28 protein-coding genes and 1 pseudogene are annotated in these 19,045 nt (G+C 48.8%); 22 read left to right on the top strand and 7 right to left on the bottom strand.

Annotation, left to right across the window (positions count from 1 at the left end; all coding sequences use genetic code 11):
- Positions 1–13: 13 nt before the first annotated feature.
- Positions 14–1,045 carry a 16S rRNA (guanine(1207)-N(2))-methyltransferase RsmC gene (gene rsmC, locus K0335_RS08345; RefSeq protein ID WP_104919926.1) on the bottom strand — a complete coding sequence of 344 codons (1,032 nt, stop codon included), beginning with the start codon at positions 1,043–1,045 and terminating at the stop codon, positions 14–16.
- 102 nt (positions 1,046–1,147) lie between these two features.
- Here rsmC and holD point away from each other — a divergent pair, with 102 nt between their 5' ends.
- The 5 genes and pseudogenes from holD to K0335_RS08325 all read left to right on the top strand — a co-directional run bounded on the left by holD (position 1,148) and on the right by K0335_RS08325 (position 4,277).
- Complete coding sequence (gene holD, locus K0335_RS08340) at positions 1,148–1,561, top strand: DNA polymerase III subunit psi (RefSeq protein ID WP_219393790.1); 414 nt, start codon at positions 1,148–1,150, stop codon at positions 1,559–1,561.
- On the top strand, positions 1,530–1,976 hold the full coding sequence (gene rimI / locus K0335_RS08335; RefSeq protein ID WP_104919927.1) for a ribosomal protein S18-alanine N-acetyltransferase: 447 nt from the start codon (positions 1,530–1,532) through the stop codon (positions 1,974–1,976). Before holD ends, rimI begins: the two co-directional genes overlap by 32 nt.
- Positions 1,977–1,990: 14 nt before the next feature.
- A complete protein-coding gene (yjjG, locus tag K0335_RS08330; RefSeq protein WP_000870712.1) occupies positions 1,991–2,668 on the top strand; it encodes a pyrimidine 5'-nucleotidase in 678 nt (225 codons plus the stop codon).
- Positions 2,669–2,758: 90 nt separating this feature from the next.
- A pseudogene (locus K0335_RS22695) lies at positions 2,759–2,827 on the top strand (hypothetical protein); the annotation flags it as partial.
- A 226-nt stretch (positions 2,828–3,053) separates the two neighbouring features.
- Complete coding sequence (locus K0335_RS08325; RefSeq protein WP_001218281.1) at positions 3,054–4,277, top strand: site-specific integrase; 1,224 nt, start codon at positions 3,054–3,056, stop codon at positions 4,275–4,277.
- A gap of 260 nt (positions 4,278–4,537) precedes the next feature.
- On the opposite strand, the gene K0335_RS08320 is transcribed toward K0335_RS08325, so the two are convergent.
- The 6 genes from K0335_RS08320 to K0335_RS08295 all read right to left on the bottom strand — a co-directional run bounded on the left by K0335_RS08320 (position 4,538) and on the right by K0335_RS08295 (position 8,915).
- Positions 4,538–4,870: a FlxA-like family protein gene (locus tag K0335_RS08320; RefSeq protein ID WP_073527871.1), complete on the bottom strand. Its 333-nt coding sequence runs from the start codon at positions 4,868–4,870 to the stop codon at positions 4,538–4,540.
- Between the two features lie 202 nt (positions 4,871–5,072).
- Positions 5,073–5,348 (bottom strand): hypothetical protein, encoded by a 276-nt coding sequence (locus K0335_RS08315; protein WP_071529091.1) that lies wholly within the window; start codon positions 5,346–5,348, stop codon positions 5,073–5,075.
- 234 nt (positions 5,349–5,582) lie between these two features.
- Positions 5,583–6,119, bottom strand: coding sequence for a 5'-deoxynucleotidase (yfdR, locus tag K0335_RS08310; RefSeq protein ID WP_181198707.1), 537 nt, complete (start codon positions 6,117–6,119; stop codon positions 5,583–5,585).
- 128 nt (positions 6,120–6,247) lie between these two features.
- The gene (locus tag K0335_RS08305) at positions 6,248–7,072 is read right to left on the bottom strand and encodes a YfdQ family protein (protein ID WP_000081304.1); all 825 of its coding nucleotides are present in this window, start codon (positions 7,070–7,072) and stop codon (positions 6,248–6,250) included.
- 65 nt (positions 7,073–7,137) lie between these two features.
- Positions 7,138–7,500, bottom strand: coding sequence for a protein YfdP (gene yfdP, locus K0335_RS08300; RefSeq protein ID WP_000135680.1), 363 nt, complete (start codon positions 7,498–7,500; stop codon positions 7,138–7,140).
- Between the two features lie 722 nt (positions 7,501–8,222).
- Positions 8,223–8,915, bottom strand: coding sequence for an XRE family transcriptional regulator (locus K0335_RS08295; RefSeq protein ID WP_050922063.1), 693 nt, complete (start codon positions 8,913–8,915; stop codon positions 8,223–8,225).
- A gap of 97 nt (positions 8,916–9,012) precedes the next feature.
- On the opposite strand from K0335_RS08295, the gene K0335_RS08290 reads away from it, so the two are divergent.
- The 17 genes from K0335_RS08290 to essD form a co-directional block, all read left to right on the top strand.
- Positions 9,013–9,273: a helix-turn-helix transcriptional regulator gene (locus tag K0335_RS08290; RefSeq protein WP_001191669.1), complete on the top strand. Its 261-nt coding sequence runs from the start codon at positions 9,013–9,015 to the stop codon at positions 9,271–9,273.
- Entirely contained in the window at positions 9,266–9,817 is a 552-nt protein-coding gene (gene ymfL / locus K0335_RS08285; RefSeq protein WP_219388854.1) for a protein YmfL, read from the top strand. Before K0335_RS08290 ends, ymfL begins: the two co-directional genes overlap by 8 nt.
- A 145-nt stretch (positions 9,818–9,962) precedes the next feature.
- Positions 9,963–10,142: a DUF4222 domain-containing protein gene (locus tag K0335_RS22475; RefSeq protein WP_223671932.1), complete on the top strand. Its 180-nt coding sequence runs from the start codon at positions 9,963–9,965 to the stop codon at positions 10,140–10,142.
- A complete protein-coding gene (locus tag K0335_RS08280; protein ID WP_223671933.1) occupies positions 10,072–10,962 on the top strand; it encodes a Rha family phage regulatory protein in 891 nt (296 codons plus the stop codon). The genes K0335_RS22475 and K0335_RS08280 overlap by 71 nt, the downstream gene beginning before the upstream one ends.
- Positions 10,959–11,183 (top strand): hypothetical protein, encoded by a 225-nt coding sequence (locus K0335_RS08275; RefSeq protein ID WP_000620696.1) that lies wholly within the window; start codon positions 10,959–10,961, stop codon positions 11,181–11,183. The genes K0335_RS08280 and K0335_RS08275 overlap by 4 nt, the downstream gene beginning before the upstream one ends.
- A complete protein-coding gene (locus K0335_RS08270; RefSeq protein ID WP_219388855.1) occupies positions 11,180–11,998 on the top strand; it encodes a helix-turn-helix domain-containing protein in 819 nt (272 codons plus the stop codon). The genes K0335_RS08275 and K0335_RS08270 overlap by 4 nt, the downstream gene beginning before the upstream one ends.
- Before the next feature lie 2 nt (positions 11,999–12,000).
- Positions 12,001–12,480 carry a PerC family transcriptional regulator gene (locus K0335_RS08265; protein ID WP_219388856.1) on the top strand — a complete coding sequence of 160 codons (480 nt, stop codon included), beginning with the start codon at positions 12,001–12,003 and terminating at the stop codon, positions 12,478–12,480.
- Positions 12,480–13,133 carry a phage N-6-adenine-methyltransferase gene (locus K0335_RS08260; RefSeq protein ID WP_000066917.1) on the top strand — a complete coding sequence of 218 codons (654 nt, stop codon included), beginning with the start codon at positions 12,480–12,482 and terminating at the stop codon, positions 13,131–13,133. Before K0335_RS08265 ends, K0335_RS08260 begins: the two co-directional genes overlap by 1 nt.
- Positions 13,130–13,456: a LexA family transcriptional regulator gene (locus K0335_RS08255; RefSeq protein WP_000210156.1), complete on the top strand. Its 327-nt coding sequence runs from the start codon at positions 13,130–13,132 to the stop codon at positions 13,454–13,456. Before K0335_RS08260 ends, K0335_RS08255 begins: the two co-directional genes overlap by 4 nt.
- On the top strand, positions 13,453–13,842 hold the full coding sequence (locus K0335_RS08250; RefSeq protein WP_000767113.1) for a RusA family crossover junction endodeoxyribonuclease: 390 nt from the start codon (positions 13,453–13,455) through the stop codon (positions 13,840–13,842). The genes K0335_RS08255 and K0335_RS08250 overlap by 4 nt, the downstream gene beginning before the upstream one ends.
- Before the next feature lie 19 nt (positions 13,843–13,861).
- Complete coding sequence (locus tag K0335_RS08245; protein ID WP_001061438.1) at positions 13,862–14,671, top strand: KilA-N domain-containing protein; 810 nt, start codon at positions 13,862–13,864, stop codon at positions 14,669–14,671.
- Between the two features lie 7 nt (positions 14,672–14,678).
- Positions 14,679–15,668 (top strand): DUF968 domain-containing protein, encoded by a 990-nt coding sequence (locus tag K0335_RS08240; protein ID WP_001360050.1) that lies wholly within the window; start codon positions 14,679–14,681, stop codon positions 15,666–15,668.
- A 13-nt stretch (positions 15,669–15,681) separates the two neighbouring features.
- Complete coding sequence (locus tag K0335_RS08235) at positions 15,682–16,434, top strand: antitermination protein (RefSeq protein WP_001047112.1); 753 nt, start codon at positions 15,682–15,684, stop codon at positions 16,432–16,434.
- A gap of 280 nt (positions 16,435–16,714) precedes the next feature.
- The gene (locus K0335_RS08230; protein ID WP_000217632.1) at positions 16,715–17,140 is read left to right on the top strand and encodes a hypothetical protein; all 426 of its coding nucleotides are present in this window, start codon (positions 16,715–16,717) and stop codon (positions 17,138–17,140) included.
- A gap of 223 nt (positions 17,141–17,363) precedes the next feature.
- Positions 17,364–17,567 (top strand): hypothetical protein, encoded by a 204-nt coding sequence (locus K0335_RS08225; protein ID WP_000917724.1) that lies wholly within the window; start codon positions 17,364–17,366, stop codon positions 17,565–17,567.
- A gap of 150 nt (positions 17,568–17,717) precedes the next feature.
- Positions 17,718–18,770 carry a site-specific DNA-methyltransferase gene (locus tag K0335_RS08220; protein WP_000799656.1) on the top strand — a complete coding sequence of 351 codons (1,053 nt, stop codon included), beginning with the start codon at positions 17,718–17,720 and terminating at the stop codon, positions 18,768–18,770.
- Positions 18,771–18,836: 66 nt separating this feature from the next.
- A partial coding sequence (gene essD, locus K0335_RS08215; RefSeq protein WP_001666404.1) for a phage lysis protein EssD occupies positions 18,837–19,045 on the top strand: 209 nt, incomplete at its 3' end.

The raw sequence follows: 19,045 nt of genomic DNA, 5'->3' as shown, positions 1-19,045 counted from the left end.
AGATATCAGATACTTAACCTTTCTTCGCCTGGCGGGTCATAATGGCGCGATACACCTTGAATCGCCCGGTTTGCGCGATCACTTCGTGGAAGCCAAATGTCTCATCCAGCACGTCCGGGTAAGGCAGGAAGGCATTCGCCACAATTCTCAGCTCGCCGCCGCTGTTAAGATGACGCACCGCGCCGCGAATCAGCGTTTGCGCCGCATCCAGGCTGGTTTGCATCCCATCGTGGAACGGCGGGTTGGAGATGATCATATCAAAGCGACCTTTCACCTCGGAAAAGACGTTGCTTGCAAAGACTTCACCTTCAATACCGTTGGCCGCAAGTGTTGCACGGCTGGCTTCAACTGCTGGCGCAGAAACATCGCACAACGTGAGACGAATCTTCGGTGAGTGGCGTGCAAAGGCAACTGAAAGAACGCCTGCACCGCAGCCGACATCCAGCACTTTACCTTTCGTGTGCGGAGTTAACGTCGAGAGCAGCAACTGGCTACCGACATCCAGACCGTCGCGGCTAAACACGCCAGGCAGCGTTTTCACCGTCAGGCCATCGACGCTGTATTCGCCCCAGAATTTATCGGCATCAAACATCGGCTGCTTTTCCAGACGACCAAAATAGAGGCCACAGCGACGGGCGCTGTCGACTTTATTCAACGGCGCATAATCTGCCAGCATCTGCTCGGCGCTGCGCACGCCGCTGCGGTTCTCGCCAACGACAAAAATATCCGTCCCCACCGGCAGCAGAGAAAGTAAATTCATCAACTGGAACTGGGCTTCCGGTTTGTTCTTCGGCCAGTAGTAAATCAGCGTATCGCAATCTGCGACGTCATCCGCCGTTGCCACCAGGCTAAAACGGGCGTTATCCCCCATCTGGCGGCTTAACACCTGCCAGTGGTGGAACTGCTGGGTATGAGCACGGCTGGCCGCGGTATCTAAACGCGCGGGCAGGTCATCCTGTAAGTCTCCGGCAAACAGAATACGGCTTTGTTCGAAATCATCACTGTGACGCAGCAAGACTTCACTTGCCGGGGTAAATGCAGACATGGAATGCTCCTCAATTGATACTGGCGGCGATTATAGCCATATGTTGGCGCGGTATCGACGAATTTGCTATATTTGCGCCCCTGACAACAGGAGCGATTCGCTATGACATCCCGACGAGACTGGCAGTTACAGCAACTGGGCATTACCCAGTGGTCGCTGCGTCGCCCTGGCACGTTGCAGGGGGAGATTGCCATTGCGATCCCGGCACACGTCCGTCTGGTGATGGTGGCAAACGATCTTCCCGCCCTGACCGATCCTCTGGTGAGCGATGTTCTGCGCGCATTAACCGTCAGCCCCGATCAAGTGCTGCAACTGACGCCAGAAAAAATCGCGATGCTGCCGCAAGGCAGTCGCTGCAACAGCTGGCGGTTGGGTACTGACGAACCGCTATCACTGGAAGGCGCTCAGGTGGCATCACCGGCGCTCACCGAATTACGGGCAAACCCAACGGCACGCGCCGCGTTATGGCAACAAATTTGCACATATGAACACGATTTCTTCCCTCGAAACGACTGATTTACCAGCGGCTTTCCACATTGAACAACGCGCCCACGCCTTTCCGTGGAGTGAAAAAACCTTTGCCAGTAATCAGGGCGGGCGTTATCTCAACTTTCAGTTAACGCAAAACGGCAAAATGGCGGCGTTTGCGATTACGCAAGTGGTGCTGGATGAAGCTACATTGTTCAATATTGCGGTCGATCCCGACTATCAGCGTCAGGGGCTGGGAAGGGCGCTGCTGGAACATCTGATCGACGAACTGGAAAAACGCGGCGTGGCGACACTATGGCTGGAAGTCCGTGCCTCAAACGCTGCCGCCATTGCCCTGTACGAAAGTTTAGGCTTTAACGAGGCGACGATTCGCCGCAATTACTACCCCACCAAGGACGGTCGCGAAGACGCCATCATCATGGCGTTGCCAATCAGTATGTAAGACAAGGTGGAATAATGAAGTGGGACTGGATTTTCTTTGATGCCGATGAAACGCTGTTTACCTTTGACTCGTTCACCGGCCTGCAGCGGATGTTTCTTGATTACAGCGTCACTTTTACCGCTGAAGATTTTCAGGACTATCAGGCCGTTAACAAGCCCCTGTGGGTAGATTATCAAAACGGTGCGATCACTTCATTACAGCTTCAGCACGGGCGTTTTGAGAGCTGGGCCGAACGGCTGAACGTCGAGCCAGGTAAACTCAACGAGGCCTTCATTAATGCGATGGCGGAAATTTGCACACCGCTGCCGGGCGCGGTTTCCCTGCTTAATGCCATTCGCGGCAACGCCAAAATCGGCATCATCACCAACGGCTTTAGCGCCTTGCAGCAAGTGCGTCTGGAACGCACGGGCCTGCGTGATTATTTCGATTTGTTGGTGATTTCCGAAGAAGTTGGCGTAGCCAAACCGAATAAGAAAATTTTCGATTATGCGCTGGAACAGGCGGGCAATCCTGACCGTTCACGCGTGCTGATGGTTGGCGACACTGCCGAGTCCGATATTCTCGGTGGCATCAACGCCGGGCTTGCGACCTGCTGGCTGAATGCTCACAATCGCGAGCAACCAGAAGGCATCGCGCCTACCTGGACCGTTTCTTCGTTGCACGAACTGGAGCAGCTCCTGTGTAAACACTGATTGCCTCCCCCCCATTGATGGGTAAAATAGCCGCAATTTTTCGTTTTCAACAAGCGCGGCGCGATGCCGCTTACTCAAGAAGAAAGAATTATGACGTTGTCTCCTTATTTGCAAGAGGTGGCGAAGCGCCGCACTTTTGCCATTATTTCTCACCCCAATAATTAACCCCAAATTAAAGCTCTTTTACTCTTTCAAAATCCTTTCAGTTAATTGAGGTTGAGCTATATAAATCATTTAAATACATTTAGTTATGTGGCTTCTTTAATTGAAAGTTCTTTCATGTAACTTTAAATCGATCAGCTTGCTTTCATCAAAAATCTGTACATATGCTTGTACATAATGTACAAAGCAGCAGAGGTGTTTTGCGATTTGTACAAGGTGAGTAATGGCGCTGTCTGATGCGTGGTTGCGTTCAGTCGTTGGAAAGGAACGTGATAAGGTTTTGGTTAAATCCGATCGTGATGGTCTGTCTGTTAGAGTATCACCGAAAGGTCGCGTAGTGTTCCAATATCGTTATCAGTGGGCGGGGAAAGGTGAGCGTCTTGATATCGGAACTTACCCGGCAACTGGACTAAAAGAGGCCAGAGAAGAAGTTATCCGTCTTCGTGGTGAACTCGAGTCAAACCGCAATCCACGATTGGTCAAGCAGGCTGAAAAACGAAAAGCTACTGAAGCCATGACGGTAGAGTCTGTGATCCGTGCTTGGTATGAAGCATATTGTGTAAAAAATAAAAAAGGTTCTGAACAGATACTCCGCTCGTTTGAGCTGCACCTGTTCTCTAAAATCGGGAATATCCCTCACGATGCAGCTACATTGCATGATTGGTTAGAAGTCCTGGAGCCTCTTAGCACTAAGACTCCTGCAATAGCAGACCGATTGCTAATTAACGCAAAGCAGGCCCACGTCTGGGCGTATAAGAGAAAGCTTATTGAAACTCGCCCGCTGTCGGATATCACGGGTAAAGATATGGATATCCGTAAAGGTCAGAAGAAACGGTTTCTGACACATGATGAAATTAAAATCCTTTATGCTGCGATCGATGGTTCTCGAATGGTTCCTAAATACCGGGCCTTCATTAAACTATTGCTGCATTTTGGCTGCCGTAGTTCAGAGCTAATTACCGCTAGGGTGGATGATTTTGATTTCATTAATAAGGTATGGACTGTACCGCCAGAACGACATAAGACAGGGGATATAACAGGTGAACCGCTAAAGCGCCCCATTATTGAACCGGTTGAAGAGCTTATAAAGTACGTTATCTCTATGAACAATGGTTCCGATATGCTTTTTACTAAGGAAGGATGTAGGGAACCCGTTGGTCGGACATCATTGCAGTCGCTGCCTTACAATTTAATGCAGTACGCATGGCGGCGTTTAGGGTATCAATTCCCCCATTGGTCTCTTCATGATTTGAGACGAACAGCACGAACAAACTTTTCTGATCTTACTGCGCCTCATATTGCAGAAATAATGCTCGGTCATAAACTGCCAGGGGTATGGCAGGTTTATGACAAGAGCGATTATTTAGAAGAACAGCGTAAAGCTTACCAGGCATGGTGGGAGAGAGTTGAATCGATCGTTACTTGTACTGGTTCAGACAGCAACTGACAGTCCGCTTTGAGCAAGAAGCGGAAGTTGGCAGTTTTGTGGACTGTCCCCACAAAAGTGACTACAGAAATAGTTGCAATTCATAATTGATCATGGGTTGTCAGTTAAACTCGTGGCGATTTAAATAGACTAATTGGGAGTGCGTCCATTACTTATATCTTGTAATGTTAACTATCAGAAATGATACAAAGATAATATGTCTTTAAAGAAAAGGCTGATGGCGAAAAGTGGCCCGATGAGGGCCACAATACGGCTGTCACTTAGACGTAAATATCAATGGTGCCAGCGGTATTTGTATCGTCTTTTTTCTCTTCTTTTTTATCAGGCTGAACTGTCGCGTCTTTATTCTTTTTCTCTGCCTGCTGCCTTAACAACTGCTCCAGTTGAGCCCTGAGGCTTTCAATTTGCTTCTGTACCAATGCAGCCATTTCTTTTTTCTGCTGTGTCGTCATCCCCTCTTCCGATGGGATTTTCCCAAGCTTTTCAGTCAGCACCTGAATTTGTCTTGTGATTTTGGCTATTTCTGATGTTCCTTCCGGGGCGGAGTTGTTTGAAATAACGGTTGAGGTATTCCCCTGAATTGTGACAGACATAGATTTCTCCTTTTAAAAAAGCACTATCGGCATGCACAAAAAAATCTTTAATCGTATTTCTTGTGTCATTAATTATTTGATGTTCAGATTGTTTTCCTCGCGGGCTGGCGCGCCTCAAAAAGTAAAGCTTGTTGACAGGGGTAAACGTTCGGCAATAATTTTCTGCCGCATGCGGGTGTTGCATAAAACGTGCTACGTTCCTTTATCGACAGGTCAGGTCACCGCTCACCCGCCGACGAGAAAGCAACACTGACATGCTAAAGCAAAAAATAGATGAATAAGTTGAGTTGTGCATATGTAGCCTGACCGTCACAAAGTATATGGTGTCTGTACCAGTAAGATGATGGCCGGACTCTTTAAAAACGAGCTGACCTGCACAATACAGGATGGACTTAGCAATGGCTGCTCCTGGCACAGAGCAGACAGTCAGATTTGTTTGGTCTGTGCCATATCTGTGCCAGCTCTCATTTGAGCTAATGTTTGTTACTCTATTACTCCAGCAAACCTATATATCTTGCGTGATGCCCATTTATTTGGGCAGGATTTAATATCAGGATCTGGAAAATCTGGTCTGTATTTCTGGCCAGTCCTCCTGTTTACGCTGTTCCAGCGAAGCACCGTCGATATTGAAACGCCACAGAATTCGGCGACTTGTTTTGTTGTCATTAAGTTGTTCATTGCTGCCCCTCCAGTGATTGTTCGGTTGAAAGACTCATGCACATGTGCGTAACTCCGATAACTCGTTAAAGCGCTCCATAAACATCCCGTAGGCATGGCTCGGAGCCAGTGGAATAACTTTGAACATCTCTGTTGCCGGGATGCCTTCCAGTACAGGCCAGAAAGAGCCATCATCAAGTCCGAGATCGCGGCGTTCGGTTGCCAGCATGATGAGATCGGCATATTTCACAGGTGTGCTCATAACCGGGGGTAACCCGTATTTCTCACGGATTACGGCGTCTATTTTTTCTTCCATCCGTTTATAATCAGGAAGAAGGCGTTTCAGTGTAGCCGGGATGTCCTGGCAATACGCTTCTGTTGCATCATGCATTAACGCTTCAAAAGCAAATTCCTGCGGTACCAGCTGGCTGCAAAGCACCGCATGCTGGGCGACGCTGTAGAAGTGTGAAAGATGTCCTGCAAAGCGACAGATATTTGAAAGGGAAACCGCGATATCGTTAATCACGATGTCGTCTTTATTTATCCTGTCATAATAAAAATGCTTCCCAGAAAAAGTTTTAATAAATGACATTTTGTTCTCCACGTTATTTGCGCTGCACCGCACTGAATTCTGGTAAAAGGAAGCCCTCACCATCCGGCGATTATTGAGTTAATTACGTTTCCATAAATGCCCCCGCAGGGGCATTTGCAGTAATCAAATCAGGCGGTGAAAGTACCAATAAAGGTTTCTACTTTGCTGTCTTTGAATTTCTCAACAAGCAGATCGCGAAATTCGTTAGCCATTTCTTCCTGCACAGCCTCCAGCTGAATAATGCGCAGAACAAGTACAGGACGATCGCCAGTGATAATGCTGAGGCGTAATTTAAAAGAACGTTCTTTCAGACCTTCAAACGGAACGCATTTAAATTCAAATGCCACTGGCATAATGTCTTTGGTCTTCGCTTCGACAGACTCCATCAGGGAGCGTTTGCCGCTGAAGTCATTATCTTCAAAATCAGCGGTCTGGTTTGCTTCAATCGTGATTTTACGGACAGCCGCAGCCGATTTTGTTGCCTGGATAGCGTCACCATTAGCATCAAAACCCACAAGGTAGTCGGCCCAGTCTTCAATCCATTCTGCCAGTGACTTCTGGGAGTTACGCTCGCTGTTAACAGACAACAGTGCAGAGAACGGTGCTGTCTTTTTCAGTTTGAGAGTGGCGGTGTTATCTGCGTGACCTGGTTCATCAATAGTACCTAGGTTAAGCACACTGACGGCTCGCATATTATCAGCATCGATAAAGCAGCGGGTGCCTTCATCTGCAAGATCTTTAGAATAACGGGTAAAGTCATCGATGCTGGCAGTGGAAAGCGCACCACGGAAACGGAAGCGATTTAAATTAAATTTTTCCAGATCATGAATGCGGAAATTCTCAGGCAATGCCACAGCATCGGCACCAATCTTACTGATAATTTCATTAACACCCTGAGCAGAAATAAGGGCATGGATTTGATTAATTGCGGTTGCGTCTAAGTTCTGAGACATAATAAGTCCTCACTATATAAAGATATTCAGTGATGAGATAAATAATCAGTTAATTAAGAACGATATTAATGACCTGCTGCGCGGAGTTTTCCGTCAGGTTCACCGGCAAGAGTCAGTAATTGTCCCTGGTCTTCCTGCAGAATAGTCAGGCGACCACCGCGATTGACATACATCGGCGTTTCGGTGGTGTCTTCTTCGGAAATTTTCCCGCGGTTAGTCGGGCGAACATATGATAGTTTGTGTTTGATTTTCACACGGTTCTCATCAAATGGTTCGATTTCCAGGTTGAGTGAGACCTTCCCTTTGGTTTTCGTGTTCATCACACCGGAAGCGACTTCACTGAGAACAGCGCCGATTTTGGTTTCAAATACGCCGCCGTCCAGCTCCCCGATAAATGCCTGCACATCAGTACTGCGTTCGCTAGCCATTTTGCTGCTCCTCATCATATCGACCCTGCAAGGTCGGTTGGTTTCTCCACAAAACAGAGAAGAACACCTGCGGTGACAGCCGCCCGGATGGATTGGGTTATGAGCCCGTCGTCCGGTGATGCTCTTCTCTGTTTTGTAAAAAGAGCGGTACCAGCCGGAAGCAAGTGTACAAACTGGTACCGCCAAAGCAGTGGCTGTTGTGGTGACCGGTGCTGATCTCCGGCTTGCGGTTATTTCAGACTCTCACGGGCGTTTAATTGCCCCGCCGAACAGCTCTTTTCCGCAATAGCTGCAATGTCTTTCGCGCATCAGCCTGCGCATTCACCACAACGCTGAGAGCACTTAGCCAGTTACGGCACCACACTTTGTCGCGGTTCCATAAATGCCCTCATCGTTGCACCCTGGTCTCTTCCCAGGCGTCAAACCGAATCGCCACGCTGGTTAGGCGTCTTATCAGCATCATCATTGACTTGCACATTCCGGCTACCTGGTTTGTTTGCCCGAGCAAGGAGTGGATTGTCCCCTTTAACGTCACCAGACCGCTAACGACGCATGTGCCATACGCCGTGTTACAACCAAATTTTGTTAGTACCTTGTTTGTTGGTCTGGAAAGAAAGATAAAATGAAGTTGCGCATTATGCAAGTGTTTTTATTGCGAGATATGCAATTTTGTGGGTAATGAAAAGCCACCTTCGGGTGGCTAATTGATGAGGAGGTAAGGGTTAATTGTGTCGCTTAAGGGTTTGTGACTGGCTGATTAAGACCTTTCCAAAGACCATAAACCGGTGTTCATTTTCGCTGGTAATTCCCCATTCACGGTAAATCTGGTTATCAGAAATCACCAGTAGTTTGTCAGGTATCATTTGCAGTCGTTTGACATAAATTTTATCATCAAAACCAAATACATAGATACCATCTCCATCAAACTGATTGATACTGACATCAACGAAGATGAGATCTCCTGGCTCAATGGTTGGACACATACTGTCCCCACGAACGTTGATAACTTTGATGTGATTGGCTGGTCGTCCGCCGAACATTGATACAGCATTATCAGTTCTGTATTCGATGGCATGAATCACATCAATGACATCACCGCCCTGGATAAGGCCATTTCCCGCACTGGCACTGACATCCAGCATTTCAATACGGAATACATCCTTCACCTGCGCAATATCCTCACTAATACTGTTTTTACATACAGTATTACTTTTGAAGTCTGAGGTAAAGAGATCAGCAATATCAACACCTAAGCTCCTGGCAATATTACTCAGGGCTTGTTCAGTGAATTGTTTCTGCTTACCTGTTTCCAGGCGTGAGATATTCGCCGCATCCACTCCTATTGCTTCAGCGAGATCGGCGATTTTCATGTTCTTCGCCTGGCGAAGTTGTCTGACTCGATTTCCTATGTTCATGCGTTTATTACATTTCTTTATTGCGCGTTAAGCAAATCAACTTGCGCAAAATATTTGCGTGAAATAATATGCTTATCACGCAATATGTGGAGGTTATATGCAATCACCATTACGGAATGTGCGTAAAGCGCACGGATTTACTTTGCAGCATGTTGCTGCGGGCGTTCAGGTCAATCCAGCGACGCTGAGTCGTATTGAAAGACTGGAACAAATTCCATCTATCGACCTTGCAGAACGTCTGGCCAATTTTTTTAAGGGTGAAATCAGCGAAATGCAGATTCTTTATCCGGCACGTTTTCAATCTAGCCAAAACCAGAATGGGTTTAAACCACAGGAACAGGAGGTAAGCCGTGGGTAAGCATCACTGGAAAGTGGAAAAACAACCTGACTGGTACGTGAAAGCTGTCAGAAAAACTATCGCGGCATTGCCGGGTGGTTACGCTGAAGCGGCTGACTGGCTCGATGTAACAGAAAACGCTTTATTCAACCGCCTTCGTGCCGATGGTGATCAGTTTTTTCCGTTGGGATGGGCAATGGTTTTACAGCGCGCGGCTGGCACTCACTACATTGCGGATGCTGTCGCACAGTCTGCTGGTGGGGTGTTCGTATCGCTTCCTGAAATTGAGGAAGTAGAGAACGCCGATATAAACCAGCGCCTGCTGGAGGTCATCGAACAGATCGGGAGTTACTCAAAGCAGATTCGTTCGGCAATCGAAGATGGGGTCGTGGAGCCACACGAGCAGACAGCAATTAATGATGAGTTGTATCTGTCAATTTCGAAGCTCCAGGAGCATGCAGCACTGGTCTACAAAATCTTTTGCGCTCCAGAAAAGAGTGACGCCCGCGAGTGTGCAGCTCCGGGCGCCGTGGCGTTTTGTGTCTGTGGAGAAACTAACGCATGAACAGTTTAACGGCAAATAACCGTTTGCCGCAACAGCTGGTGGTCAGCGTGGCTGAACACCTGTTGTTACGGCATGAATGCAGATTATCAAATCACCTGGCTGTAAGTAACCACAGAGAACTTTACCTGACTGTGGGGGGCGAGTTGTGCAGGAACTTAACCGCTGGTTTCGTGACGGAAGAGGGCTTTATGTCCATGTTATTCGTTGGGAGCCAGAAACACAGCGCGTTATCTATCTTCGCAAAGACTACCCGCATGAGTGCTTTAGTCCTTTGTGGAAATTCAGGCGTGATTTTGTTGAGTGCGAAGAACCACCAGCACATTGATTCTGTCATTCCGGGACGTTACACTGTTCAGGCACCTTATAAAGCGGGTGCCGGGATTGGCGTCCTGGAAATGTTATCGGCGATATATGACGCGCCAGCGTCTTTTTTATCGTCTGCGTCTGCGCACACCCAAATTATGGTGGGCTGGACGGGGGCACCGAAAGGTGCGCCGGTTTCCGATAACGCCGGTTACGCCAACCCCGTTCAGTTCACCACCAGCGAAATTGGCGTTTCCGGTGGTGAAGGTAATTCACTGTTATCGGAGGCTGCCATCATGGCTACGATCCCTGCCTTAGTACAACCTGAACTTTGCATTATTGCAGGCAAAGTTGTTACTTCTTCTCTGGCTGTTGCTAGTTATTTCGGCAAACAACACAAAAACGTCATTCAAAAAATTGCGTCTCTTGAATGCTCTGCCGAATTTACAGAGCTGAATTTTCAGCCCAGTGAGTACATCGACGCATCAGGCCGCAAACTACCTTGCTATCAAATAACCCGCGACGGCTTTGCGTTTCTTGCTATGGGTTTCACGGGTAAACGTGCTGCCCAGTTCAAAGAGGCATATATCAATGCCTTTAACCAGATGGAGAAACAGCTTTCAAAGCCCTCTGTACCGAGCGACGTTGCACATAACGCCAGCGTTCTCTGTTCCTACATTTCATCAATTCATCAGGTCTGGCTGCAGCAGCTTTATCCTATGTTGGCAAAAGCCGAATCTCCGCTGGCTGTTAGCTTATATGACTATATTAATGATGCTTCGGCGCTGGCCTGCCTCATAAATTTGTCGCTGAACCCTTCAGAGGTAAGGGGGCGCAAATGATCCGGAATATTTTCAAACGGTTTACCAATCAGACCTTCCGTTGTCCTCGTCCGGGTCAGTGGTACACCACGCCTGCAGGGCATGTTCTACGTGTTAGCCTGGTTGACCGTGAATGTCAGAAAGTGATTTGTGAACCGCTGGGCCGTAATTACCGCGTCAGTATGCCGCTTATAGCCTTTCGCTCTGGAAAAAACATGAAGCATCTCGGAGGTGCAGCATGAGTATGGAGCTGATGGTTAAAGCGATGAAAATTCGAGTGGGTAATCCATTGCGAAAACTGGTTCTGATCAAGCTGGCTGATAATGCCAGCGATCAGGGTGAGTGCTGGCCCAGCTACCAGCATATTGCTGACCAGTGCGAGATTAGCAAACGTTCTGTGATGAATCATATTGCGGCTCTTTGTGATTCCGGGCTGGTAAAAAAAGTCACCCGGAAAGGTGAAAAAGGTAACTCAAGTAATATCTATCTCCTTCATCTTGATGGTGCAGGAGATTCACTAGGGGGTAGTGCAAATAATTCACTATCTGGTGCAGCAAATTCACCAGGTAGTGCAGGAGTTGCACCAGGGGGTAGTGCAGGAGATTCACCCAGAACCAGTCACTCTTTTGAACCAGTCAATGAACCAGTCAATGAACCAATAGCTGTTGGTGCATCTGCTGATGAGTCTGTGCGAGTTCGTTCAAACCGACCGGAATACTCTCCGGAGTTTGAGCAGGCATGGCTGGCATATCCCAAACGTGCTGGTGGCAATTCAAAATCAGCGGCCTTCAAAGCCTGGAAAGCCCGTTTGAACGAGGGGGTAAACCCCGAAACCATGCTGGAAGGTGTGAAACGCTATGCGGGCTGGGTATCTGCGATGGGTAACAGCGGCACACAATTTGTGAAACAGGCTGTCACGTTCTTTGGTCCGGATCGTCATTTCGAAGAATCCTGGGAAGTTCCTGCGGTATCGGCAGCCAGATGCGAAGACCCGTACTTCAAAGCCAGTTACAACAATGTGGACTATAGCCAGATCCCGGCAGGGTTCAGGGGTTGATCATGAGCCTGATGAGTGAGATTCAAAAATTCATTGAAAGCAATCCTGGATGTACGACCGGTGATATTGCGAATGCGTTTGCATACTTTCCACGTCCCCGTGTACTGAATACGACCAGTAAGTTACGCCAGTGCAGACGTGTCGCTTATCGCAGTGAAGGCAAAACACACAAGCATTTTTCTCGCAAGGCTGTGTTGCCACCTGAGCCGGTGCTGAAGCATATGAGTGTGGCCAGTAAAAGCTACGTCGGCACTAATGATCAGCGGGTGATTTTGCGCCTGATTCAGCAGGCAGAAGATCTGGAGTCCAGAGGTTTATTCCGTCGTGCTGCAACGGTGTGGATGGAGGCATTCCGTGAAAGCCACTCCCAGTCAGAACGAAACAATTTTCTGGCGCGCCGTGAGCGGTGCTTACGGAAAAGCAGCAAGCGCGCTGTATCTGGTGATGAGTGGTATCTGTCAGGGAATTACGTGGGGGCTTAATGAGTAATAAATATTGCCAGGCGCTGGTGGAGCTGCGAAACAAACCAGCCCATGAACTGAAGGAAGTGGGCGATCAGTGGCGCACGCCGGACAACATTTTCTGGGGAATTAACACCCTGTTTGGCCCGTTTGTTCTGGATCTGTTCACTGACGGTGATAACGCCAAATGTGCCGCGTATTACACGGCGGAAGACAACGCGCTGGCGCATGACTGGTCAGAACGCCTTGCGGAGCTTAAAGGTGCTGCCTTTGGTAATCCCCCATACAGCCGCGCCAGTCAGCATGAGGGGCAATACATCACCGGCATGCGTTACATCATGAAACATGCCAGTGCCATGCGTGATAAGGGCGGGCGCTATGTTTTCCTGATCAAAGCTGCCACCAGCGAAGTGTGGTGGCCGGAAGATGCGGACCATATTGCTTTTATTCGCGGGCGTATTGGTTTTGAACTGCCTGCCTGGTTTATCCCGAAGGACGAGAAGCAGGTGCCGACAGGAGCGTTCTTCGCTGGTGCTATTGCTGTTTTCGATAAGACCTGGAAGGGACCGGCAATCAGCTACATCGGGCGCGATGAACTTGAGGCATGTGGTGAGGCGTTTCTGGCGCAGGTTCGCCAGCAGGCAGAAAAACTGGTCAGGGAGATGGCGGCATGACGACGTTAACTCAATGCCAGCAGCAGGTGCTGGATATGCTGATTTCTTACCAGAAAGAACGTGGCTTCCCGCCAACCAATCAGGAGGTGGCAACCATGCTGGGATACCGTTCGGTGAATGCAGCGGTGGAGCATCTTCGCGCACTGGAGAAAAAAGGCGTCATCACAATAAAGCGTGGCGTGGCCCGGGGGATAACGCTTCATACCGCAGTGAAGGACGACGACAGCGAGGCGGTCGGGATTATCCGCGCACTGCTTGCCGGTGAGGAAAACGCCAGGCTGCGTGCAACTCACTGGTTACATGAGAGGGGCCTGAAAGTATGAAGCTTATCCTGCCTTTCCCGCCCAGCGTGAACACGTACTGGCGACACCCTAACAAAGGGGCGTTTGCAGGTAAGAGCCTGATAAGCGCGGCGGGGCGAAAATTCCAGAGCGCGGCGTGCGCAGCAATAGTTGAGCAGTTACGTCGTCTGCCGAAACCAACGTCGGCACCTGCTTCAGTGGAGATCGTGTTGTTTCCTCCGGATAACAGGATCCGCGATCTGGATAACTATAACAAGGCGCTGTTTGACGCCCTGACCCACGCGGGTGTGTGGGAAGACGACAGCCAGGTGAAAAGAATGCTGGTGGAGTGGGGACCGGTTATCCCGGAAGGGAAGGTCGAGATCACTATCAGTAAGTACGAGAAAACGGCGGGTGCAGCCGCCTGAGCAAGAGGAGAAACGAAGTATGAATAATCTGATGGTCATTGATGGTATTGAAGTTCGTCGTGATGCTTATGGGCGTTACAGCCTGAACGATCTGCATCGCGCAGCAGTAGCATCTGGTGCAAATGCCAGAACCAAGGAGCCAGGAAAGTTTCTTTCCAGCCAACAAACTGTTGAACTTGTTCATGAATTGACCAACACCCAGAATTTGGGTGTTGACCCGGTGAGTGTGATTCATGGGGGAAATGAACGGGGAACGTATGTCTGCAAAGAACTGGTGTATGCCTATGCAATGTGGATCAGCCCGTCATTCCATCTGAAGGTGATCCGCACTTTCGACATGGTAACCAGCGCACCGGAAAAATTATCCGGGCAGGCTGCTGACAAGATGCAGGCTGGCGTGATTCTGCTGGATTTTATGCGTCGGGAGTTAAATCTGTCTAACTCATCAGTGCTTGGTGCCTGTCAGAAACTTCAGGAGGCTGTTGGCTTACCGAATCTGGCACCGCGCTATGCCATTGATGCTCCTGCTGATGCACACGATGGCTCAAGTCGCCCGACACTGTCACTGAGTGCACTGCTGAAACAGTATGGTATACGCCTGACGGCTAATCAGGCATATCACCAGATGGTGAAACTGGGGATCGTCGAGCAGCGCGAACGATACAGCCGTACCGCGATTAACAACATCAAAAAATTCTGGTCGCTGACGGCGAAAGGCTGCATGTTCGGCAAGAACATCACCAGTCCTGCAAATCCGCGCGAGACGCAGCCGCATTTCTTCGAATCCCGATTCCCTGAGCTGTTAAAGCTGCTCGATACCGTTCATTGAGGTGACCGTGAGAGCACTACTGACCCCTGAAATTGCCCCGCGTATGGGGATCGTATTGTTCAGGCCAGGTTCAGAGCTGATGCCCCTGTTTATGCAGGGGCGTGTTCTGCTGGAGCCTGAGCCGGAACGTTATTCATCTTTCGCCAGTGGTGCCGTTCCGGCGGCATCACAACCGCTGGCGGATGATCCTGCCGTTCGGGCCGTGTTCCGCAATGAGGCAGTGATCCGTCGTGCTGGTGGCGTGGAATGTCTTGAAAGCTGGTTACTTCGTGAAAAAGGCTGCCAGTGGCCTCATTCCGACTGGCACAGCGAGAACATGACCACAATGCGACACGCTCCGGGCGCAATCCGTCTGTGCTGGCACTGCGATAACCAGCTGCGCGATCAGTTCACGGAACGGCTGGAATCAATGGCAACGGATAACTGTGCCCGCTGGGTGTTGTCTGTTGTGCGTCGGGATCTCGGTTTTGATGATAGTCACGTTGTGACAATGCCGGAACTGTGCTGGTGGCTGATTCGTAATGACCTGGCGGATGCCTTACCGGAAAGTGCAGCCCGTAAGGCACTGAGATTACCGAAGCCTGTTGTGCCGTCTGTCACCCGGGAAAGTGACCTTGTGCCTTCGGTTCCTGCCACCAGCATCATCCAGGATAAGGCAAAAAAGGTGCTGGCGCTGAAAGTGGATCCGGAGTCGCCGGAGTCTTTTATGTTACGCCCAAAACGCCGCCGCTGGGTTAATGAAAAGTACACGCGCTGGGTTAAGACACAGCCGTGTGCATGTTGTGGAAAGCCTGCTGATGATCCCCACCACCTGATAGGCCACGGTCAGGGTGGAATGGGTACAAAAGCGCATGACCTCTTTGTGTTGCCTTTGTGCAGAAAGCATCACGACGAGCTGCATGCGGATACCGTGGCATTTGAAGAGAAGTATGGCTCCCAGCTGGAGCTGATATTTCGTTTTATCGATCGTGCGCTGGCAATTGGCGTATTGGCGTAAGTGGAGAACGAGCATGAACCTTGAAGCCTTACCAAAATATTACTCCCCAAAATCTCCAAAATTGAGCGATGACGCACCGGCGACAGGCTCAGGTGGTTTAACGATTACGGATGTGATGGCTGCGCAGGGGATGGTGCAGTCGAAAGCACCGCTTGGGTTTGCCTTATTCCTGGCAAAAGTTGGTGTTCAGGATCCTCAATTTGCGATTGAAGGTCTGCTCAATTACGCGATGGCACTGGATAACCCGACATTGAACAAATTGAGTGAAGAAACCCGGTTACAGATCATCCCTTACCTTGTGAATTTTGCCTTTGCTGATTATTCCAGGTCTGCGGCAAGTAAGGCTCGCTGTGAGCATTGTGCTGGTACTGGATTTCATAATGTATTGCGCGAAGTGGTGAAACACTCCAGAAGCGGGGAATCTGTTATCAAGGAAGAGTGGGTGAAGGAACTATGTCAGCATTGCCATGGTAAGGGAGAAGTCAGCACAGCGTGCAGAGGGTGTAAGGGTAAAGGTATTGTCCTGGATGAAAAAAGAACCCGGCTTCATGGTGTGCCTGTTTATAAGATTTGTGGGCGTTGCAATGGCAACCGGTTTAGCCGTTTACCAACCACACTGGCGCGGCATCATGTCCAGAAACTGGTACCGGACCTGACGGATTATCAGTGGTACAAAGGATATGCAGACGTTATTAATAAACTGGTTACAAAGTGCTGGCAGGAAGAAGCGTATGCTGAATCGCAATTGAGAAAAGTGACAAGATAGATAATTTTCGCCGAAGATGTCGACGTGATACTTGCATTTTTCAAAAAATATGGATAAGATTTTCTCAACGATGGGCCTTGTATGTCTACCGTTGGTAAATGTCAAAAACCCGCCGCTGAGCGGGTTTTTTTGTGCCTGATGTCTCATGAAACTATGAAATGGATTGGTGCGTTAAACATTTTTTCTTATTATCTTTTAGATTTTGGAGAGATGGTTAACGTCTGTATTCCAGAAACTCGATGGTTATTTAATAAATTAGTTTCAATGATGCTTCTAGGTTATGACTGTAATGAAAAAGGTATTAATAGCAGCGATAGGTTTTTGTTTAGTTGGTTGTGCAGGTATGAAATTACCTGAGTATTCGCAAGTTAAAGCAAGTCCGTATTATACAGATTGCCGTGCGTTTGCCATGGATGTTTATAAAAATGATGGATACAGCAAAATTGCGAAAACTACTATCCTTAGCATGGATGATGTGAAAGCTAGATATATTGTGACAGGGTGTGTAGTTGCTATGGGGAAAAACACTGTAGAGGAAATCAAAGCTGATCTCTCTGCTAAAGGGAGTTCTTTTGGGCTTATCAGTGGAGCTTGTTCTAGTGCGGCATGTCGGGTTGATGTAGAGCAGCAAATGAACGCTTATGTACTTGGTAGTTATTATGCTGCAAATAAAAAATTCCCGGATAAAATGAAGGCAGAGTTTTAAGCAAACCTTGTTTTCGATTATATGTCGAAGATAAATGTTAGTAACGGCATAATAAGTAAATATATAGCTGTGATAGCAACCCGCCACTGAGCGGGTTTTTTGTACCCGTAAACTTGGTGCAGTACAGTAAACACGCTGGTGGTCGTGAATACTGACTTTTTATCTTGCTGGCTTTTTAGACAAGAGTTATTGGTATGTCATGTTAACCAGAAGGGAAAAAGACATGCTAAAACAGCAAGATATGACAGAAACCGCCGCCGCAGTCCTTCATTTCTTACCTGCTGACAAGTGGGTAACGCCACGCATGATGACGAGAACTACCGGAGTAAGCGAAGCCCGGTGCCAGTTAATACTGACTCAGTTAGTTCTGGCGGGGCTGGCGAAGGATAACGGCGGGTACGGGAATAAATTCAGACGCTGCCAGTAATGGCGGTTTCCTGCTGTGAAAATGGGCGGCTGGTGGGTGTTGGTAGCACCTGCCAGCCATTCGCTCATGCTTACTGGTCACAAGCGAACCACGGCCCACTGCTTTAGCGCAAAAGCAGAGTGAGCCTACCAGAGTTACGCTTACTGATCCATGAAAAATACTGTAAAAATAAACAGTGTTGATTTAATCAACGCTGATTGCCTGCATTTTATTCAGTCCCTGCCTGATGATTCCATTGACCTGATTGTTACCGATCCGCCGTACTTCAAGGTGAAACCCAACGGCTGGGACAATCAGTGGAAAGGGGACGAAGATTACCTTAAGTGGCTGGACCACTGTCTGGCCCAGTTCTGGCGGGTGTTAAAACCTGCCGGAAGCCTTTACCTGTTCTGTGGGCATCGCCTGGCATCTGATATTGAGATCATGATGCGTGAACGTTTCAACGTGCTTAACCATATCATCTGGGCGAAGCCGTCCGGACGTTGGAATGGGTGTAATAAAGAAAGTCTGCGCGCATATTTTCCTGCCACAGAGCGCGTTCTGTTTGCTGAACATTACCAGGGGCCATATCGCGGCAAAAGTGACGGCTATGCAGCAAAAGAAAGGGAACTCAAACAGCACATAATGGCACCGCTGATATCGTATTTCAGGGATGCTCGTGCCGAACTGGGTATAACGGCAAAACAAATTGCCGAAGCCACAGGTAAGAAAAATATGGTTTCCCACTGGTTTGGTGCCAGTCAGTGGCAGTTGCCGAATGAGGCTGACTATCGGAAGTTACAGGCACTGTTTTCCCGTATAGCGGCAGAGAAGTTTCAGGAACAACAACTGGAACAACCACACCACCAGCTGGTGGCATCTTATGATTCACTGAATCGCAAATATTCTGAATTGCTGGATGAGTTTAAATCTCTCCGGCGCTATTTCTCCGTATCAGTCTCCGTGCCTTATACCGATGTCTGGATGCATAAACCCGTTCAGTTCTACCCGGGGAAACATCCGTGTGAGAAACCGGCGGATATGCTCAGGCAAATAATCAATGCCAGTAGTCGACCTGGTGATCTGGTTGCTGATTTTTTTATGGGATCCGGTTCCACAATAAAAGCAGCAATGGCGCTGGGGCGTCGGGCCTTAGGTGTTGAGCTTGAGTCAGAGCGGTTTAACCAGACAGTGAAAGAGATAAACGAGCTGGTGGGGAAATAATCTGGTGGCCACGCAGGTGGCCTTTTTATTTCCATTACACAGCACCCGCATCTGCGAGGTGGGGTTATGAAATCCATGGATAAGTTAACAACGGGTGTCGCCTATGGCACCTCAGCAGGTAGTGCCGGTTACTGGTTTTTACAGCTGCTCGATAAAGTCACGCCCTCACAGTGGGCAGCAATAGGTGTGCTGGGTAGCCTGGTATTTGGCCTGCTGACGTACCTGACAAACCTTTATTTCAAGATTAAAGAAGATAAGCGCAAGGCTGCGAGAGG

The organism is Escherichia sp. GZ89, from assembly GCF_019366485.1.
Taxonomy (GTDB): Bacteria; Pseudomonadota; Gammaproteobacteria; order Enterobacterales; family Enterobacteriaceae; genus Escherichia; species Escherichia fergusonii.
This window is presented reverse-complemented; position numbering and strand designations above follow the sequence as displayed.

Coding starts and splice junctions, on each gene's coding strand:
- K0335_RS08220 (WP_000799656.1), top strand. CDS start 17,718: ATGAAAAATACTGTAAAAATAAACAGTGTTGATTTAATCAACGCTGAT.
- K0335_RS08295 (WP_050922063.1), bottom strand. CDS start 8,915: ATGAACATAGGAAATCGAGTCAGACAACTTCGCCAGGCGAAGAACATG.
- K0335_RS08320 (WP_073527871.1), bottom strand. CDS start 4,870: ATGTCTGTCACAATTCAGGGGAATACCTCAACCGTTATTTCAAACAAC.
- K0335_RS08235 (WP_001047112.1), top strand. CDS start 15,682: ATGAACCTTGAAGCCTTACCAAAATATTACTCCCCAAAATCTCCAAAA.
- holD (WP_219393790.1), top strand. CDS start 1,148: ATGACATCCCGACGAGACTGGCAGTTACAGCAACTGGGCATTACCCAG.
- K0335_RS08270 (WP_219388855.1), top strand. CDS start 11,180: ATGAGTATGGAGCTGATGGTTAAAGCGATGAAAATTCGAGTGGGTAAT.
- K0335_RS08255 (WP_000210156.1), top strand. CDS start 13,130: ATGACGACGTTAACTCAATGCCAGCAGCAGGTGCTGGATATGCTGATT.
- yfdP (WP_000135680.1), bottom strand. CDS start 7,500: ATGGCTAGCGAACGCAGTACTGATGTGCAGGCATTTATCGGGGAGCTG.
- yjjG (WP_000870712.1), top strand. CDS start 1,991: ATGAAGTGGGACTGGATTTTCTTTGATGCCGATGAAACGCTGTTTACC.
- rsmC (WP_104919926.1), bottom strand. CDS start 1,045: ATGTCTGCATTTACCCCGGCAAGTGAAGTCTTGCTGCGTCACAGTGAT.
- K0335_RS08265 (WP_219388856.1), top strand. CDS start 12,001: ATGAGCCTGATGAGTGAGATTCAAAAATTCATTGAAAGCAATCCTGGA.
- K0335_RS08290 (WP_001191669.1), top strand. CDS start 9,013: ATGCAATCACCATTACGGAATGTGCGTAAAGCGCACGGATTTACTTTG.
- K0335_RS08280 (WP_223671933.1), top strand. CDS start 10,072: ATGAGTGCTTTAGTCCTTTGTGGAAATTCAGGCGTGATTTTGTTGAGT.
- rimI (WP_104919927.1), top strand. CDS start 1,530: ATGAACACGATTTCTTCCCTCGAAACGACTGATTTACCAGCGGCTTTC.
- K0335_RS08230 (WP_000217632.1), top strand. CDS start 16,715: ATGACTGTAATGAAAAAGGTATTAATAGCAGCGATAGGTTTTTGTTTA.
- K0335_RS08305 (WP_000081304.1), bottom strand. CDS start 7,072: ATGTCTCAGAACTTAGACGCAACCGCAATTAATCAAATCCATGCCCTT.
- K0335_RS08245 (WP_001061438.1), top strand. CDS start 13,862: ATGAATAATCTGATGGTCATTGATGGTATTGAAGTTCGTCGTGATGCT.
- K0335_RS08275 (WP_000620696.1), top strand. CDS start 10,959: ATGATCCGGAATATTTTCAAACGGTTTACCAATCAGACCTTCCGTTGT.
- K0335_RS08225 (WP_000917724.1), top strand. CDS start 17,364: ATGCTAAAACAGCAAGATATGACAGAAACCGCCGCCGCAGTCCTTCAT.
- K0335_RS08260 (WP_000066917.1), top strand. CDS start 12,480: ATGAGTAATAAATATTGCCAGGCGCTGGTGGAGCTGCGAAACAAACCA.
- K0335_RS08250 (WP_000767113.1), top strand. CDS start 13,453: ATGAAGCTTATCCTGCCTTTCCCGCCCAGCGTGAACACGTACTGGCGA.
- K0335_RS08325 (WP_001218281.1), top strand. CDS start 3,054: ATGGCGCTGTCTGATGCGTGGTTGCGTTCAGTCGTTGGAAAGGAACGT.
- yfdR (WP_181198707.1), bottom strand. CDS start 6,119: ATGTCATTTATTAAAACTTTTTCTGGGAAGCATTTTTATTATGACAGG.